Raw genomic sequence first — 17,785 nt, forward strand, 5'->3', positions numbered from 1 at the left:
TGGGATTGGTAATATTTTGTAATTAAATAAGAGGGGTAAGTTATGATCAATAGTGTTTCAGAATATATTAACCAAATAAATACACTACTTAAAAATAAAAAAGAAAATCAGACAATTGTTTTCAGGGGTGAAAATGATAACTATCCAACCCCTTGTCAACCAAATATATTTCGAGAAAATATTCTATCTAAAAATAAATATTTTGAAAAAAATTTATTCGATGAAATGTCAGCAAATAAAATTACGGATGGAGGTAGCTATCTAGAAAAAGCAATTGATGCACAGCACGGAGGTTTTCCTAGTAGATTATTAGATGTTACTTATAACTGCTTAGTTGCATTATACTTTGCTGTTACTCCAGGACTAAATAAACCTATCGAAAGCTCCGATAGTAAATCAGGTGTAGTTTATATCTTTTTTATAGATAAAGTATTTTGCCCTTCGGGTAATAACATTAACTCAATTTATAATTCTATTATTAATAGAGATAAACAATGGTTTAACGAGAGTACAATTTTTCAAAAAAACCATAAGTTAATCGACCATTTTAAATCTAACAAGAGAATCATAGCACAACAAGGGGCATTTATTTTATTCCAAGGTGATGATATATCCCCTATGCCTGAATCTGATTATAAAAAATTAATTATTCCAGGAGAATATAAAAAGGATATAAGGGCTCAGTTAGAGTATTTATTTGGAATTCATACGGGTTCAATATATCCTGAACCGGCTAACTTAGTAAACATAATAAAAAACAAAAGTTATAAAATTCATAGTATAGATTTTCATTTAGAAAGTGAATTTGACTTAGTAATATTAAATTTTAATAGAGAAATCGAGTTTTTCAAATCTAGTATAATTAATAAAATACATAAAAATAATTCAATTGATGAGGTTGTAAAAATAATAACTAAGATGGAGGAAATTATTTATTCTTACAAATTAGGTTTTGAAGAATATAGCACTTTAACGAATAAAAACATTAAATTTGAGACTAATAATTTGGATCCGAAAATAAACAGTATAACTGAAATCATAAATATATATAATGATACGATTGATAACCTTGAAAATACCTTACTACCTTTTTTATTAAATCTTAATATTGAATTATCGACTAACGAACTAAAAATGGAGAGTTATTTAAATGAGTAGAGATTATGATAAAAAACTAATACAGTCCATCGAAGAAACATTAAAAAGTAATTCTATTGATACAGAATCTATAGAAGAAAATATTTTATCTAAATCAGTAACAGAACTAAATAGTCATGCAATAAACTTAATTAGTTCTCATTCACTAAAAATAGAAGATTTAGACGATTATTTTATATTTTTTGTATTAAATGAACAAAAAGATTTTTTTAAAGAATTAGCTAACTTACTCAAAAAAGAAGATTTAACCGTTTATAAGAGTTTTAACTTTTATTTTATATGCAATACATTAGAAGAAAAATTTGTTTTTCAAAGTGAACTTGAGAAAAAGTATTTAAAAGACATAAAAAATTTATTTAATAATATTAAACTTAATAAAAGAAATATGGAAATTAGTACGATCTTTGTAAGTACGACAATGCCAAATAAATTTGAAATTAAAATTGATAGTAGAATTAGATCATTAGAAACAACACGAGATATAGTTAACAATGGAAAAGAAAATATTAAACTTAAACTTGATTCATATGTTTTTGTTGCAAACTTAACTGACATAGTAAACATATATAATGATTTAGGAAATGATTTGTTCTTTAGCAATGTTAGGTATGGGATTGAAGATGAACTAAATGTCGATGCAGAAATAAAAGACACCTTAAACAATAATCCAAGTGATTTTTGGTATTTAAATAATGGAATCACTTTGGTATTAAAAGACGATGAGTTTAATTTAAAGAAAAGTAATGTAATTGAAATTAACCCAGGAAAAGATAAAATAATCTCAGTAATAAATGGTGCACAGACAATTTCAGCATCCGCATATTTTTATTATTCAGCTGAATATACTAAAGAAGCTAAAGCTAAGGCTGAAAATGAAGCTAAAGTTATGTTACGTGTTATGAACATTAAAACCAACAATATTTTACAATCTAATAATATTGAAGAAATAAATAAAGTTTATACGAGAGAAATTGATAAAATTAGTATAGCTTTAAATAGACAAAAACCAATAAAACCAGAAGACGTAGCATATACAATGCCTTTTATTTATACAATTAATAACTTACAAATTAAAAATAAAAGTATTAATTATTATTTTAAATTAATAAGACGCGGTGAGAAAGCCAATAACGGGCATAATTTAGTCCAATTTGCCCGAGCTGTAAAAGCTTACTTAGTTCAAGAACCTGGGGATGCACGTACAAAAGGATCTAAGTCTCTACTGGAAGTTAAAAATGATGAGTATCTATTTAAAGATACAGGTATTTTTCGTTCTCAAGAGAATTTAGATGAAGTTTGTTACAATGATATTTTCAAAAAATACTATAAACCTGTTAATTTCGCCTTAGAACTTGAAAAATATTATTTAAGCTATATTAAAGACTATAAAAAATCTAATAAAGATAAAAAAAATAATAAAGAACATGCAATTACAAATTACGGCAAATGGCATTTCATCGCTTATATTATCTTTGTTTTAAATGATTGCAGTTATCCTGATTTTAGTCCATTTGATGCAGAAATAAGATTATTGAATACTACTAAAGTATTTGATATTATTAAAACCTTTATAGATCTTTTTAGTAGAACAACAGAAAAGGCGTCTCTAGAATCAAATGACTTTAAAACAAATAATATTTATGAGAACTTTAGAGATTATACAAGAAATGGAGCACATAACTCGCTAAAAAAAGAAATAATTGAATTTCAAATTAAAATACTTGAATCATTTTCTCCTAACCAGCCTAATTTCCTTTCAAAAAAGAAAGAAGAATTAGAGAGTATTACAAAAACATCATTAATCCATAAACAAGAAGCATTTCCATTATAAGAATAATGTAGGAAATCACACACTATATGCAGAATAACCATATAGTGCGTGATTTTTTATTATTATTCTCATTATTTTATTTTTTTCACCTAACGACTAATTTTATTATCTTGCCTCTAGAGGAACCCTAGGTGAAATCCTTAACTCCCCATCCAACATACGAACTCCCTCCAAATCCATTCACTAAACATTGCCAAATTCCACCTAAAGATGTAGCATGAATCCCATGTTCGCTCGTCTTCATATTAGGTCCAAGATCAATTTCCGCTGCACGCCTGAAAAGGTTCTCTATCATATCGCAAGCCAACACACAATGAGTAGATAAAGGTAATGAAGAGATATGCAATGTTTTTGGTTCATAATAGCTCCAGTTGACTCTCTTAATATCCTGATTAAATAAATCCTCCAACAGATAAAATAAAATCATGATATCAGCTTGTTTTGAAACTTGAATTTTATTTACTTGTTCAAGATTGAAATCTTTAAACATAGGCCCAATATTTTCTTGGTTTTTGTATTTTGATAAATCAATAGTTTGAAAAGAAAGGTATGTATCATCCTGGGGAATTACAAGATCCTTCTTACTTGGACTTGGTAAATAATATACATCTAGAGCCGTTCCTCAGATTAAATCAGTTTGTAATTGTGTAGCTTAGTCGTTATAAATCTTATATCTACCTATTAATCTTAGCTTTAATGTTGGTGCCGGGACAATCTTATTAATACCAAACTATCATTAAATCACTTAGATTACTTGATAACTATTAATCCTTAATCATTCCTGGAGCGATTAACTTTGCTTACATATTTATAATGAGACAATTCTTTGTGAACTTCCCTAAAGAGATTGAAGAGGCTGCCTATATTGAAGGGCTTAGTAAATTTAGTACATTTTGGAGAGTCGTATTCTCGGTTGCAAGAGCATCAGTTGCGACTCAAGCAGTGTTTGTATTATTAGCATTTTGGAATGAATTTATGAAGCCATTGCTTTATATTAATTCACCTCATAAATATACTTTGACGCTTGGGCTTCAATCTTTTCAAAGTCAAAACGTCACACAGTGGAATTACATAATGGCTGCTTCGGTTGTTTCGATTATTCCAATTATTATTATTTACATCTTATTAAATCGATACTTTATGCAGGGCTTTAGAGTCGGCAGTGATAAATAAATGGAGGTATTTTTATGGCAAAATTAGAGGCATAGAGGCAGTTATATTAGATTTGGATAGTGTTATTACTGATACGGCGGAGTTTCATTATATTGCTTGGAAGAAACTTGCGTATGATTTAGAGATATCAATTGACCCGGAGTTTAATGAAACTTTGAAAGGTGTTATTCGGACGGAGTCTTTGGAAAGGATTCTTGAACTTGGAAATCGTCAAGATGATTTTAGTATTGAGGAAAAAGATGAGTTGGCAACTAGGAAGAATCTTCATTATGTAGAGTTGTTGCAGCAGATTACACAAAAGGATCTGCTTCCTGGTGTAGAGGATTTTTTAAAGCAGATAAGATTATCTGGTTTGAAGATTGGTATGGCTTCGGCTTCGAGGAATACATTGTTGTTGAATCCTAAGGTATTTTGAGGGCAGCAGAGGCTTTGAGAGTTTCTCCTGATAGGTGTGTTGGGATTGAGGATTCTGTTCCTGGGGTTGAGGCGATAAATTGTGGGGGGATGTTTTCGGTTGGGATTGGAAGTAGGGATATTCTTAGTTGAGCTATTCTGATACTTAATTCAACATAAGAAATTGATTTAAATCGAGTAATTGATTACTATTTTTAATGATATAGTATCTGCTTTGCAAATAAATTCTTTAGTATAAATATAAAGATACTTGACATTTCTCGTTTTTATGGTTGAAATATCCTTACTAACAAGAAAAGGAGATTATCCTATGTGTCCAAAATGTAATTCAAAATCTTATGCTCTCATTAATTGTGCTGTCTTTAGACATTATCGATTAGAGTACAGACAATGTAAACATTGTTTTTATCGATATAAAGTAAAAGCTCATCTATAAAGATATTTTTAGAAATAAGACAAATAGAGCTAAGTATTATTAGCCCTATTTTCAATCTATTTTATTAGATTATTTAATTTGAAACGCTTTTCTCTCAAGGAATAATAGTTTTATTCTCACTAATAGATTAGCATTAATTTATTTTCAAAAAAATCTTATATTTTCCTACTTACCAAAATTAATAAATTAGTAATCCATTTATTGTAATTATTTATTCTACATATGAAATACTAAATCTTTTACATTAATTTTAGTCATGTACATGGCTGTTTCAGTATGTAAAACAGTTGTATCAATACTGTTTAACCATATGTAATGTCCAAAAATTCTTATATGCTCTTGAGTTTTATATTTAGGCATTAACCCTTGAAATAATTTATTTGTAAAGTTGTATAATTCAGAAGATAATATCACTCTTTCTTCATCATTTTCGAGTTTAGGATCCTTGACATTTCTCTCTATTATATTATCAATTATGTTAACAACCAAGTCTATATCACTTTTCTTTATATCCTCTGAAAATACTTCGTTAATCTTTTCAGCGACGTTCTTGCCTATAGATTTTCGTACATCAACTATGTCTCTTAATTTAGATTTACTCCTCTTTTTTTCATTGCCAATTACAGTATCTATTATTTCAGTGAGATGTATAAAAGGATCAAAACACGGAAAAAACATATTAACTAATGGTTCATTCCAAATCTTTGGATATGCTCTAAAACTCGGTGCCATTCTTTCTATATCAAGCGGATCAAAATATAAAAAAATTCCATCTCTTAAACTAAGTATCATATTGTGACGATGTTCGGCTTTTATATCCAATTCATCGTACCACTTATTTATTATTTTAGGTAAATCAACCATTTTTCCATCCATCTTTAAATCAATTTTGTCACAAACTAAAAATGATGTAATATGATCACAATGGTTATGTTCAATATTATACTCAGAAATTGAATTGACCTGACAGATGCGTTCTATCTTTTTAACAATTAAATGTAATTGATTTAAAGCCTCTTCACTAAAACCTTTCTTATCAATAAACTCATTTATTGCTTTAAGAGTCTCATTAAGATTTGGTACATTTACAAAGCTTCCATACTTAGGAAGTGGTAATTTCCAAAACTCATTTTCTATCGTAGTGTCAAACTCGTTATTTATAATATCAGCCATCCTAAATATATATTTTTGTAATATTTCAGGTGCATTTATGTGAGACCCTCTACGTAATACAGATGGCGCACTAACATTCTCCCTTAATTCTTTGTTTTTTGCTAATTTTTTTAATGCTTCCTTTAGTCCAGTAGTATCGAGATTCGATTTTACCTCACCAATAGCCACAACAGTTTCTATTGGATAAAAGGGAACATCATCTTGTAGAGGAGTGTTTACCTTGTCAAATACAATGACATCACATTGTGTGCTAACCTCTGATTTATCATTAATAATAAATCCCGTACCAATTTCTAGGTTTGTAGGAATAAGCTTTTTTAAAAAACTACGTACTATTTGTTCACGATAAACCCCAAACTCACCGCTATGAAAAAATTTATCCTTTTCTGAAGGTTTAAATAATTCAATAGATCTATAACAAAAATCTTCGATAAAAAAATTAATATGTCTATCTAAAACCTCGTCAAATATTTTACTTGTCACTATATCGAACCTCACATTTATATTACTTAACCAAATCAAACTCACTAAATTATACCATATTATTCCAATGATTCTTTAGTTATTTTATTGTAATAGGTTACTGAACAATGAATGTAACTGGAAATTCATTTGACTATTCTATTTATTAATTACCATTTTTATAAATTATTTTCACATTTTTTTATTCTCTTTTTCAATTGACATATAAATTAATACTCTTTTGAATAGCAAAGCCTATTCTGATAGACTTTTTATCGGTTAAGAATATTTTCCTATTTAATAAAAAAACTCCCTCTACAAGATTAGTAAAGGAAGTTTGATTTAACTACTGTAATTTTGATATGAATTTAGTAAAATTTTATTTAATATAGTGATGCACCTTCACACAAAACCTACTCTTCAGAACATGATCCTCATCAAAAAAATCTTAATCTGTTATACTCATTAAAGAAGTAACTTCTCTACCCATCCCTATTAGCTATTACCTTCAACTCACCCCACGCCAATTAAACATAAATTCTAAACTTCCCCATTCAACCTGAATTCTTGGTAAAATTCTTAACTGCCCATTGGTTTCTAAATTTAAAATATTACTGCTAGAACATATACAAAGAATTGTTTCATCTAGTGACTAGATGAAACAATTTTCACATCTTTAGAGAAGTAAGTACTATCTAATTAAGGTTACATAATTGAATGTTCTTCTTCTTGTCAAAGAACATAGAGTAAAGATGAAAATACATCCTCTTCTTAGGTATTGAATACCTTATTTATAAACCCTACAGGTACATTCTATGTAAGTAATTCTTATTTTGGGTTTTTTATTAAACCACACTTGATAAGTTTTTATTCTCCATCGAGAGAGTTGACTTACTGATTTGAACTTTAAAATCGATTGCTAATTTATCTAGTAAACTATTATAATGATTTTTTATCATTTCATTAGAAATAATTATCTCTATATCGTATTGATTAATATTATTATGATTAATTCTTTTATTTCTAAAACTTATTAAGTCCACTTTACCTATTCTAAATTTTTCAAAAGTTTCTATTATATCCATTAGGGCTATATAATCAACTTCATTAATTAGTAATACGTTCTGCCCTATTTTCTTTTTTGTATCATTTAATTGTTGAGCAAAATTTTTCAAATTCGAAGTATCAGCAAGTGTCCATAACTCGTCAGCTGAATGTTTTAAGTCATACAAGCTAGCCCAAAGCTCATTGTAAAGCTTAAATTGATATTCTGAATACCTTGCCACATCTAATAAAGCTGTTTTATGAATCTCAATATTTTTTTGATAATTCAATTTAACTTCTTCCAACTTTTTAGAAAAATCATGTTTCAAACCCTCAATTTGAACTTGATTATCTTTCTTTATATCTTCTAACAAAACCCTATTTTTTTGTTGGTGAATCTCTGATAGGATTTTAGTGAGTGTTGTGGGAAATACTTTAAGTGAAACAAGCGTACTCAATGATCCCCCAATTAATGATAACAATGATGTTAAAATAGCTGTAACCATATACCTATCCCCTTTTTTACTTTCTACTTATTTAAATGAGAGGTCAAACTCCCAATCAATCCCAATGCAAGTTTCATTGTATTTCAATTGTTTGCCACAGAAAGACAAACTAAGTAATATGTACTTGCACTGGATAGTCATATATTAGTATATAAAGTTCTAATACTTCTAATACTGGAAAAAAGAGACCAATTCCCATACATTGAAATACTTCTTAAATGTATAGTTTTAGTCTCATAAAAGTTAGATTAATTGCGCATAAATACTCAAGTAATTTAATTAATAAACCAACCTAGAGATATTTACATAACATCGATTATACTTTCTGAACAATAATTTGCTGTAATTACTACTACTGTGGTAGTTATGAGCCAAAAAAGTTATCTTGTTTCATTTCATTTAACACATCAAATGCTATATACACCATTCTCTTAGCAATACCTAACTCTACATCCATCCCATGAACTGCTTTATTACAAATACTTATTATATACTTTAGATTAGAACTTCCTTTTTCATTAATTACCCCTTTATCACCAAGTTGATTTAATACCTTACCTACAGATACTGATAAATTAATATCTAAGTTTTTCTCAATAGCAAACTTTCTTAACTCATTTTCTATAACTGAGCGTAGAGTAGCAAATGCGTTCCAAACTTGTCCTGTATCAAAAAGTAATAACAAGTTTTCCCATTCTGTTGTTAAAGGCTTAAATTCTTTATTAATAAAAAGGTTCTTGAGGAAGCACAAATGAAAGAGTTTAATAAGGTAATAAATTCAAATGATTTAAAAGAAATAGGAGACTTTTTATATAAAGTTATAGGGAAATTTAGTGTTTACGATTATATTGATAATCCAAATGTTTCTCAAACTGTTGATTCTTACATGCTTTCGTTTATCTCTTAATATGCTAATAATTGTTAAAGAGACAGAAATAATACCAGTCATTGCAGAAAAAAAATAAAGTAAGATTTCATAATTTGAAATTTTCATACCCTCATTCTCCTTGGTCTTCCCAATATCTTATTATAAATTTTTTTATTTCCTTAACCTCAGAGAATATCTTTAAAGCTGATACATACTGCCTATTAATTGATTTCAACTTCCACTTTAGATACCCACCATAGCAAGCTGTACTTAATACAAATACTAACACTATAACAGCTAGCCACCAAGAAGGTCCATTACCTGTACCAGACTTGAAAAGAGCAGCAAAAAATCCTACAATAATTGACACCGATGCACCTAAACACCATTGAGAAAAACTTTTGACTCTCTCAAAGTGCCATTCATACATTTTTTGTATTCTGTCCTCTGAGTCAGGGGTATCAGCAACCACTAATTCCACAATCTCTTGAATACTTAAATCCTTCAACTAAAAATTCCTCCGTTTACAAAAAATATAGCATTAAAATGAACTTGTTAACTTTTTTGAATACAATAAAATTTTACCATATAATCTCAGAAAATACATTATTATCAAAATTTTTGATATTTTTAGTGAATTTATTTTTCATAGAAGTTTTTTTACTTTTTTTAAATAGTTGAACTCCTAATATATAAATTCATAAAGCATAATATCAATTTACTATTAGTAATGAAAGGGCTTAGATGAATTGAAAATTAAAGCTAACTCGATTTATCAAGTACAACAAATACCTTATAAATTTTACAGATCATTCGTTAAAATGTTGTATATAACATATATTAAAAAGGATAAATATAATTTTATAACTTTATCTTTCAACCTGCCCGAGATAGTATGAAGCAACATAGAAGACTTCAACATATTAAAGAAGTTTCTTAAAGTGACTATGGAATATCTTTAAGCTAATCACTACAACTTCCTTTATAATTCAAAAAAGGGCGCAAAATGCGCCCTTTTTTTATATGCAAATCTCAAATATATTATTATCTAATTGTTTCTAACTTTTAATAACTCAAATTCTTTCAAAAAAGCCTTTTAGCTCCCTAACCAATTCCTGGAACACGGGATGCTCATGAAACATAAAATCATTATGCTTACCATCAATAATATACAATTCTTTAGGTTCTGAAGCCGACTCAAAAAACTGAACTGACTTATCGACCGGATGTAAAAGATTATCCTTTCCATGGTATTATCCCAGGCTAATACAGTTCGATTATTAGGTACATTATATGCTATCCCACTCAATGAATCTGAAAAAAAATCAGTACCTCCAATTATTTGAGTATTTGTCGGATATTTTGAAATAATATCTTTTCTTTGTTTTGCATACATATAAGCCATTTTTTTCTTTCCGCTTGAAGTATAAATCACCGCTGTTTTTCTAGAAATTGATCTTGAAGAACTGCCGTTGTAATTATAATTTTTAGCAAACTTTTTCCCTTTTATTGTTAAATTAACATTGTTCTCATCTATATCTACACAAATTGAACGAGAACTAGTAGGTATATTATTATAATTACTACTCTCAAAAAAACCTCCGTTTATTCCAAAATAAGATGTGTATGTAAGTGGTCTTCAGATTGTCTCTGTGCAAATATTACTAATTTTAGTTTTGATTTTTAAGTATATAATTATACGACTACCCGTCCACAAAAAGAGCCTAATCACAACTGGACTTTAACCAACGATTTCTACCTGTCAAAGTAGATACCTATAACAACTTGAAATATTGTAACCAACTAACGAATAATGGAAATGATATAAAATAAACAATATATAAATTTATAATTAAAATAATAATACATATAATTTTATTACTTGTTAAAAATGCTGAAATAAAGCCGATTAAAGGTAGGAATATCAATGCAATTTGTAGAGTAATATTTTCGAAATTATGCATTCCCCAAGGACTAACCTGAAGCATTGAATTTTTATGATACATAAAATAGTAAACTAACCAAAAAATCCAAATGGCCAAATTATAGATATATATGAAAAATGTTTTTTTCATAGTCACCATGTTATACTAGCGTGGGTATCCGGATGAATTGAAAACTTTTTAGCCGATGATACAGAAAAACTAATCCCTGATAAAGCTATTGAAGGTGTTAAAGTATAACTACTGTTTTGATGTGCATAATTCCCGTATGTATCTAATCTTCTAGTGTTACTAAGAGAACCTACAGAATAATACATATAACTTGATAACGTCTTTAAATATTCCGAATCAATACCTTTAGGCTTGTTATCAGGAAGGTTTATTTTTAGTGCATAGCCCCCTGCTCCCTTTTTCCATTTATTACTACCAGTGGTATATTTAGCACTTTTACTTTTTGATGGGTTTCCTATTGTAGGTTCACGAATATGCATTAGTCTCACGAGGCTCGATAATTTTAATATAATTTGTTTTTGTGCTAATAACTTCACCTTGTAAGTCTTTATTAATCTCATACTCTTCATTAGACATTGATTCGATTTCTGAATCAGTAAATCCTAAATTTAGTAATCGATTCGTTTGAGCAAAATCTAGATTATTTGAAAATATATCAGCATTTTCATCTTCTTGGTTAAGATCGTAAAACGTAATTAATGTATTTGCTGCAAAAGAAATCGGACTTGCCCCATCTTTATAAACTGCCGTTATAGGCATCTGACTATACTTAGTATTTACCACTCTACCTAGTAGAATAGACTGTGCTGTTAAACTAGATTGAGTACTTACTTGATTAATAGTTTTTTCGTTACTTGGTTTCGCAATCTCTTCAGCATGGGATTTCATAGGAATAATAGAACCTAATATCGTTGAAGTTATTGTTATAACAATTACGTTTTTAAATTCCAACAAATAACTCATAGAAAATTGTCACCTTCTAACTTTTATTCGAATGCAGGGATCTATTAATAGATTTTATCTTTAATTAATTTCATTATGTGATTGTTATCACTTAATCCTGTAACAAAATTCCAATTAACGTAAAAGTAAATAACCTCATCATTTATTAATGACATCTTTATCGGTTCGCTGATTTTAAGAAGAAAAGTCTAGATTGAGTCATGAATGATTTTGAACAAACTGTTCTATCATTTTCCGATTTCAAATCAATAATATTGTGCCATTTAATAATTTTCCAATCTTTAAACTCAATTCCATCATCATGAATAACTAATTCTCCATGATGAGAAAGTAGGTTTTTTACATGAACTCTAGTCTTTAATGATAATTTCTTTTTTTCAATTTCAATATTAGTTGCACCATGAAAGATTAATTTTTTCATCCTATCTACTCCTAATACTTTTTTGATAAACCAATATATCAGCCGTTTAAGAAGGTATTTTCTAGAGCAACATCTCCTACATCTTAAGTAAAATAAAGTGTTACTAATATCCTTTATTGTTAATCTTAAAAACTCTCCCTTAAGTCCATTCACTATAATCAAATACAGGGCAAATATGTAACGATATTTAATCTATTTACCCTGAACTAAATTAGTTAATTATTATACTCAATAGTCTTTTCTATTTGTTCTTCTGTAATTCCCAAGCTATACCATGTTGGTGGTGGAAGGAAAACTCTTTGTTTGTTTCCATCTGAATAATGTATTGATGGTCTAATCACGGTGACGGCATAAGGTGATTTTTGAAAATCAAATTTAATGGGAACTTCTTCTTCTTTTTGCTTATTTACATCGATAACGAATGGTTTAATATTTAATACTTGCTCACCACCCAATTCCGCATCAAATTTGTTTATTACAATTTTATTGCTACTGTTATTTTGTAAACTATAGATGTAATTATTTTCTTCACCTCTAATAATGGGATAACTGTTACCTACTTCCAGCGGCTTATCCGAGGTATCTTTAATTACATTTATCCCCAATGCTCCAACATCATATGTTTTCAAACCACTCTTAGTTAGTATGGTTATTTCCCTTATTTCTGTTTTTCCTTCAGACTTACCGACAATATTAAGAGCCAAATTTTTCATATGATACTTTCCAATCTTAGCAGTTCCATTAACTTCAAAGTTTTCAATACCAATAGAATTTTGATTTTCATTACTTAACTTGATTGAATCAATTTTAGTAAAAAAGACTTTCTTATCACTTGAATAAATATAGGTAAAATTTAGTGGTGTTTCTTCTCCTACTCCAAGACTATATGACCCATTAATAGGAAGAAATGTATTTGATATTGGTATAACTACATTAGTTGGGTATGATTTACTTTTCTTATTAAAAAACGTTATTTGACCTGTCAATAAAACTAGTAGAAAGATTGAGACAATAATTAATAAAATAATAAATAATATTTTTTGGATATTCATGTTTTTACTTAGATAGATCTCCTATTTTTTTAGTAAACGTTTACAAAATTATCTTAACATTATAAACGGTAAAATTTACTAAAACACATTGTCATTATTGTGAACATTTTCACATATTGTTCAACATCCGCATTTATTTTTTTTGGAACATATGACTATGGAACAAGACTTTAATTCTTTGAATAATGCTTCCAACAGAATACTCAATCTCATTTTTGTAATTTCACTACACATTTTATCTCTTCTATAAAATAAAAAAGTACTGATTAATCAGTACTTTCAGCTTTGATTCATCTAGAACTACTATTAAGTTATTTACTCAAATTATTCTCTTAATCAAAAGAATTTTTCATTATTTACATCTTTGATCAAATTTATCCACTTTTGACCTAATATCAACCATATTAATGAATCAATTAAAAGGATTTGATTATAAATACGAAAAGTTTCTGGGAAATCAAAAGAAAAATATTTGCTGAGATTATCCCAACATTGAAATATATTAAGTCTTTAATTTTTAATCCCAATAGAACAGAAAATAATAATGAAAAAATAATAGGTGTAATATATTTATAATTTTGTAAGGTAAAGAATAATTGATTATTAAATAGTAATAAAAGATATGTTATTAAAAATAATATTTCATTAACTAAGAAAATAGTATTTAATACTTTTTCTTGATTTTTTTTATAATCTAAATTATATGATGTAAATCTGTCTAAAATAAAGTTAAACAAAATATTAATAAAAAGAATTAATATTAGCATGACAAATAATATAGCAAATATAGCTATTATTATATTTGATTGTGACCATTGAATTTTATAAAAGTTCTTAATTTCTATAAATAATAGAAAAATGATCCCAAATAATAGAGAAAAGTTCATAAAAAACATTGGTTTTGAATTCATAATACTAATCTCTCAATGTCATATATACTATTTAATAATTGTTCTTTGTGATTTATTATAAACACAAAAGATTCGCTATTGAAAATTCTGTCCTTAACCAGTTCGCATGTAGCCATATCTAAATGCTCAAAAGGTTCATCCAAAAACAAATATTCCCAAGGATAGTCAGTAAATAAAGCTGATATAATTATTTTTTGCTTAGTTCCTTTAGATAAGTCCTTGCAAGAAGTGTGTCGGTTACTCTCTAATCCTAGCAGTTTTATTAATTCATCAAGAATGATAAATTGCTTTGGAATTTTCAACATCTTATTAAGGTAAAAAAGTAGAAAATCTTCTAAAAGCATATAAGGTTCGTAAAACGGGGTTGATGGAACGAAAAGGGTTTTACTTTTATTGTAATTTAAGAAGCAATTCCCTTCATTGACCTTGTTTATTCCCAATATAATATTTAATAGTGTAGTTTTTCCTGATCCGTTTTTACCTTGTAACCAGTATTTTTTATTATCTAATAGGGTTAAACTAAAATCTTTAAAGATATAGATTTCCTCCTGATAGAAAAAATCAATATTTTTTAATTCAATCAAAAAAAACACCTCTCAGTAGCTTCAATTGCTGCAGATATAATTAAAAGAAAAATAGAAAAAAAGATTAATTTAATATAATTAGTAAAATTCAACTCTTTTTCTATAAAAATATCTCTGAATAAAACCCATGACATATACACCCATATTGTCATAGCATATAATTCAAATAAAAAATGAGGAAGAAATAAAAATAGTGTATTTTCAAAATTATATTGTAGAATGTAGATTTTTAATGATCCCACTGTAATATATAAGTCTATTAATAATTTTCCAACTCCTAGTATTGGTATTATATAAAAGATAACAGCCATTAAATTATTGGAAAATATTTTAAAAACATTTTCTGGCTTGCATGCAATATTCTTATATACTGAATCAGAATTTATATTAGAAGGTACATCGACTAAAATTAAAAATAGAATAAATAAGCAAATTATACATAAAAAATATATATTTAATATTTTAATAAAAATCACCCAATGTAAATTACGTTAAATGCAATAAAACAAAAAAACAATTCCATGAAAAAAAAGTAAAAGAAATAATTTTTTTGTCCTTTAAATGATTCATACATTACTATTTTATATGTAAATAGTAATAAAAGATAAAAAGCAAAGGCATTTACTGCAGTAAAAGTTAAAATGTCTATATGATAAAATCCTTTATTTACTAAAAAAAGAATAATTAAACTATTCATTCCTATAAAAGTATGGAAAGTATTCTTGTATAAAATTGTTTTCTTATAAGTCTTTATAATAGGAACTCTTAAATATTTGAATTGCATAAACAGTTGTCTGTAGTTAGCGTTTTCATATATTAATTCTGAGTAAATAAATAAATTGGCACATAAATAAAACAATGGAATATTTATCACTGCGTATAAAGGTATACGACCAAAGCCTAACCAATTAAAAGAAATGAATATCAGAAACATCCCAAATGCAAATAATAATAAAATGAGTTTTAAAACTTTAACTTTTATAAAATTCTTTTGATTATTATTCTTTATATATACAAGGTAAAGTATGTTTAATGTGATAAATATTAATATGGATGCAAGTGAGCTAAAAAAACTAGTTAAAGAAATGTAAGAGAAAACGTAGCTTAAAAAAACAAAGATTAGGACAATTATCATCCAAATAAATACCATAATTTTCTCTTTTAAATAAAAAAACAAAAATAAATATCTATCTCCGTAAAACTTATAGAAATCATACTGTAAGGTTGAAATAATATTCTTGTTCCCGCTAATCATTGTCACCAATGTAAACAAAAATAGTATATTAATATCCAATGATATAAAAAAGACATTAAATCTATTAAATAGATACAATAGCTCAACTGGATAACAAATAATAAGAAAAATACATAGGAATAGTAAAACTATCCCTATGATTTTAACTAATAATTTATTTATTTCAGATTTTATTAACAAGCTATTAAAAATAGTTTTAACCTCTTCACTTTTTAACTTTAAAATAGCTTTTAACATATATCTCTATTTAGCTACTTTTACCAAGTAGTTGCATAACCTTTTCCATATTTTGAAATAATTTTTTTAGCGGTAATAACAAGTGCAGTTGAAATAACTCCATATCCCACAATAATCGCAACTAGACTAATGATCGTTGTAATAGTACTAAATGTATCAATAATGGTTATAACTTTTCCAGCTACTGTAGTCGAGATACCCAAGTTAGCTGCAAGATGTGGCAAAGAAATCGTTAAAGTTGAAAGCAATACAACCATTCCTAATACATAAAAAATTGTTTTTTTATTCCTCACTAAAGACATGATAATGCCCCCTTTTTTAATTGTTAGAGTCTAATACCCCTGCTAGTGAAATTAATCCATATGTAAAAGACTATGATATCAACTTCACCATTAACATGAGCAAGATCGAAATACAATTACCGTTACATCTGTTAATGAACCTTGCTTGTCAAAGAGAATGCGGTGGGGTTAGTGCTTTGCTGGTGTATACTATATATACCCCTTACTATAGTTTACTTACAAAATCAGTTGAAATTTTTCTTAAATGTAAGAATGACGTCATACCCTAAACTAAAATGGTTAATTATTATACTCAATTGTCTTGTCTATTTATTCTTCTGTAATTCCCATTCATGTTTTATTTCATATCTTACCTCCTATTTTTTTAGTAAACGTTTACGGAATTAGCTTAACACCTTAAAAGGTAAATTTTACTAAAAACAGTGTCATTTTTGTGAACGATTTCACATTATTATCTACGGCTGCGTTTACTCCTATTGAAACCACATGAAAATTTAACAACTATGATTCTATTAACATGCATTATTCCTATATTTTTATTTAATCTTTACAAAGGTACTTTTAAAAGTAAAAATTTGTAAGATTTTACTAAACATTCACAAAAATTCCATTAAATTCATTTCCAAGATTACTATGACTAGGATTAACTTAATTATTAAAGGAATTGCTAGTTTCCCTAAAACGTTAGGTGTGATCCAAACTTACATACAAACCAACATGTCTACAATGGAACTATTAAAAATAGGATCCGATTTCATAGTTAAAGGTAAGGATAAAGATGTAGAAACATTACGAATTCCTGGAGACGGTGCTTTCACACCAAAAAGATATGAAAAAGCCGGTGAAGTAATGGAACTAGATGCTGAAAAAAACAAAGAAGTATTTCAGGTATTTTTAAAAAAGATATTTGTTAAATTTGACTATATGTTACATTAATAGCTTCTCGTTTAAGTAATGAATTCGGAAAAGTAAAAACATCAATTTCCACTAATAAATTGTGTGTAATCAAAACCCCTTGTCATCTTTGTGAATATTTTTAC

Annotated in this window: 17 protein-coding genes and 1 pseudogene; 6 read left to right on the forward strand and 12 right to left on the reverse strand. The window is 27.5% G+C overall.

Features of this window, described 5'->3' with window-relative positions; all coding sequences use genetic code 11:
• Nucleotides 1–42 precede the first annotated feature (42 nt).
• Together V5E38_RS14470 and V5E38_RS14475 are read left to right on the forward strand one after the other, a co-directional pair.
• Entirely contained in the window at nt 43–1,158 is a 1,116-nt protein-coding gene (locus V5E38_RS14470; protein WP_499210535.1) for an FRG domain-containing protein, read from the forward strand.
• Complete coding sequence (locus V5E38_RS14475) at nt 1,151–2,989, forward strand: AIPR family protein (protein WP_499210536.1); 1,839 nt, start codon at nt 1,151–1,153, stop codon at nt 2,987–2,989. The genes V5E38_RS14470 and V5E38_RS14475 overlap by 8 nt, the downstream gene beginning before the upstream one ends.
• A gap of 120 nt (nt 2,990–3,109) precedes the next feature.
• Here the strand turns inward: V5E38_RS14475 and V5E38_RS14480 are convergent.
• Nucleotides 3,110–3,602, reverse strand: a pseudogene (locus tag V5E38_RS14480) (glycoside hydrolase family 65 protein); the annotation flags it as partial.
• A gap of 176 nt (nt 3,603–3,778) precedes the next feature.
• Here V5E38_RS14480 and V5E38_RS14485 point away from each other — a divergent pair.
• Together V5E38_RS14485 and V5E38_RS14490 are read left to right on the forward strand one after the other, a co-directional pair.
• On the forward strand, nt 3,779–4,162 hold the full coding sequence (locus tag V5E38_RS14485; RefSeq protein WP_499213583.1) for a carbohydrate ABC transporter permease: 384 nt from the start codon (nt 3,779–3,781) through the stop codon (nt 4,160–4,162).
• Nucleotides 4,152–4,577 carry a beta-phosphoglucomutase gene (locus tag V5E38_RS14490; protein WP_499210537.1) on the forward strand — a complete coding sequence of 142 codons (426 nt, stop codon included), beginning with the start codon at nt 4,152–4,154 and terminating at the stop codon, nt 4,575–4,577. The genes V5E38_RS14485 and V5E38_RS14490 overlap by 11 nt, the downstream gene beginning before the upstream one ends.
• A 651-nt stretch (nt 4,578–5,228) precedes the next feature.
• On the opposite strand, the gene V5E38_RS14495 is transcribed toward V5E38_RS14490, so the two are convergent.
• From V5E38_RS14495 to V5E38_RS14505, 3 genes are all read right to left on the reverse strand, one after another.
• Complete coding sequence (locus V5E38_RS14495; protein ID WP_499210538.1) at nt 5,229–6,668, reverse strand: DUF6602 domain-containing protein; 1,440 nt, start codon at nt 6,666–6,668, stop codon at nt 5,229–5,231.
• An 824-nt stretch (nt 6,669–7,492) separates the two neighbouring features.
• Nucleotides 7,493–8,197 (reverse strand): hypothetical protein, encoded by a 705-nt coding sequence (locus V5E38_RS14500; protein WP_499210539.1) that lies wholly within the window; start codon nt 8,195–8,197, stop codon nt 7,493–7,495.
• Between the two features lie 364 nt (nt 8,198–8,561).
• A complete protein-coding gene (locus V5E38_RS14505; protein WP_499210540.1) occupies nt 8,562–8,882 on the reverse strand; it encodes a hypothetical protein in 321 nt (106 codons plus the stop codon).
• A gap of 66 nt (nt 8,883–8,948) precedes the next feature.
• Between V5E38_RS14505 and V5E38_RS14510 the strand changes: the two genes are divergently transcribed.
• On the forward strand, nt 8,949–9,104 hold the full coding sequence (locus V5E38_RS14510) for a hypothetical protein (RefSeq protein WP_499210541.1): 156 nt from the start codon (nt 8,949–8,951) through the stop codon (nt 9,102–9,104).
• A gap of 91 nt (nt 9,105–9,195) precedes the next feature.
• Here V5E38_RS14510 and V5E38_RS14515 read toward each other — a convergent pair whose 3' ends face one another.
• The 8 genes from V5E38_RS14515 to V5E38_RS14550 form a co-directional block, all read right to left on the reverse strand.
• Entirely contained in the window at nt 9,196–9,573 is a 378-nt protein-coding gene (locus tag V5E38_RS14515) for a hypothetical protein (protein ID WP_499210542.1), read from the reverse strand.
• 1,569 nt (nt 9,574–11,142) lie between these two features.
• Nucleotides 11,143–11,499 carry a hypothetical protein gene (locus tag V5E38_RS14520; protein WP_499210543.1) on the reverse strand — a complete coding sequence of 119 codons (357 nt, stop codon included), beginning with the start codon at nt 11,497–11,499 and terminating at the stop codon, nt 11,143–11,145.
• Entirely contained in the window at nt 11,486–11,983 is a 498-nt protein-coding gene (locus tag V5E38_RS14525; protein ID WP_499210544.1) for a hypothetical protein, read from the reverse strand. Before V5E38_RS14525 ends, V5E38_RS14520 begins: the two co-directional genes overlap by 14 nt.
• Before the next feature lie 157 nt (nt 11,984–12,140).
• The gene (locus V5E38_RS14530; protein ID WP_499210545.1) at nt 12,141–12,404 is read right to left on the reverse strand and encodes a hypothetical protein; all 264 of its coding nucleotides are present in this window, start codon (nt 12,402–12,404) and stop codon (nt 12,141–12,143) included.
• A 215-nt stretch (nt 12,405–12,619) separates the two neighbouring features.
• Nucleotides 12,620–13,456: a hypothetical protein gene (locus V5E38_RS14535; RefSeq protein ID WP_499210546.1), complete on the reverse strand. Its 837-nt coding sequence runs from the start codon at nt 13,454–13,456 to the stop codon at nt 12,620–12,622.
• A 416-nt stretch (nt 13,457–13,872) separates the two neighbouring features.
• On the reverse strand, nt 13,873–14,367 hold the full coding sequence (locus tag V5E38_RS14540; RefSeq protein ID WP_098426713.1) for a hypothetical protein: 495 nt from the start codon (nt 14,365–14,367) through the stop codon (nt 13,873–13,875).
• Nucleotides 14,364–14,951, reverse strand: a complete 588-nt coding sequence (locus V5E38_RS14545; protein WP_499210547.1) for an ATP-binding cassette domain-containing protein — start codon at nt 14,949–14,951, stop codon at nt 14,364–14,366. Before V5E38_RS14545 ends, V5E38_RS14540 begins: the two co-directional genes overlap by 4 nt.
• 1,512 nt (nt 14,952–16,463) lie before the next feature.
• Nucleotides 16,464–16,745: an uberolysin/carnocyclin family circular bacteriocin gene (locus V5E38_RS14550; RefSeq protein WP_499210548.1), complete on the reverse strand. Its 282-nt coding sequence runs from the start codon at nt 16,743–16,745 to the stop codon at nt 16,464–16,466.
• A 633-nt stretch (nt 16,746–17,378) separates the two neighbouring features.
• Here V5E38_RS14550 and V5E38_RS14555 point away from each other — a divergent pair.
• Nucleotides 17,379–17,681, forward strand: coding sequence for an LCP family protein (locus tag V5E38_RS14555; protein WP_499210549.1), 303 nt, complete (start codon nt 17,379–17,381; stop codon nt 17,679–17,681).
• The last annotated feature ends 104 nt before the right edge of the window (nt 17,682–17,785 follow it).

It is taken from the genome of Rossellomorea sp. GAMAL-10_SWC (genome assembly GCF_049568075.1).
In the GTDB taxonomy this organism is placed as follows: Bacteria; Bacillota; Bacilli; order Bacillales; family Bacillaceae_G; genus Gottfriedia.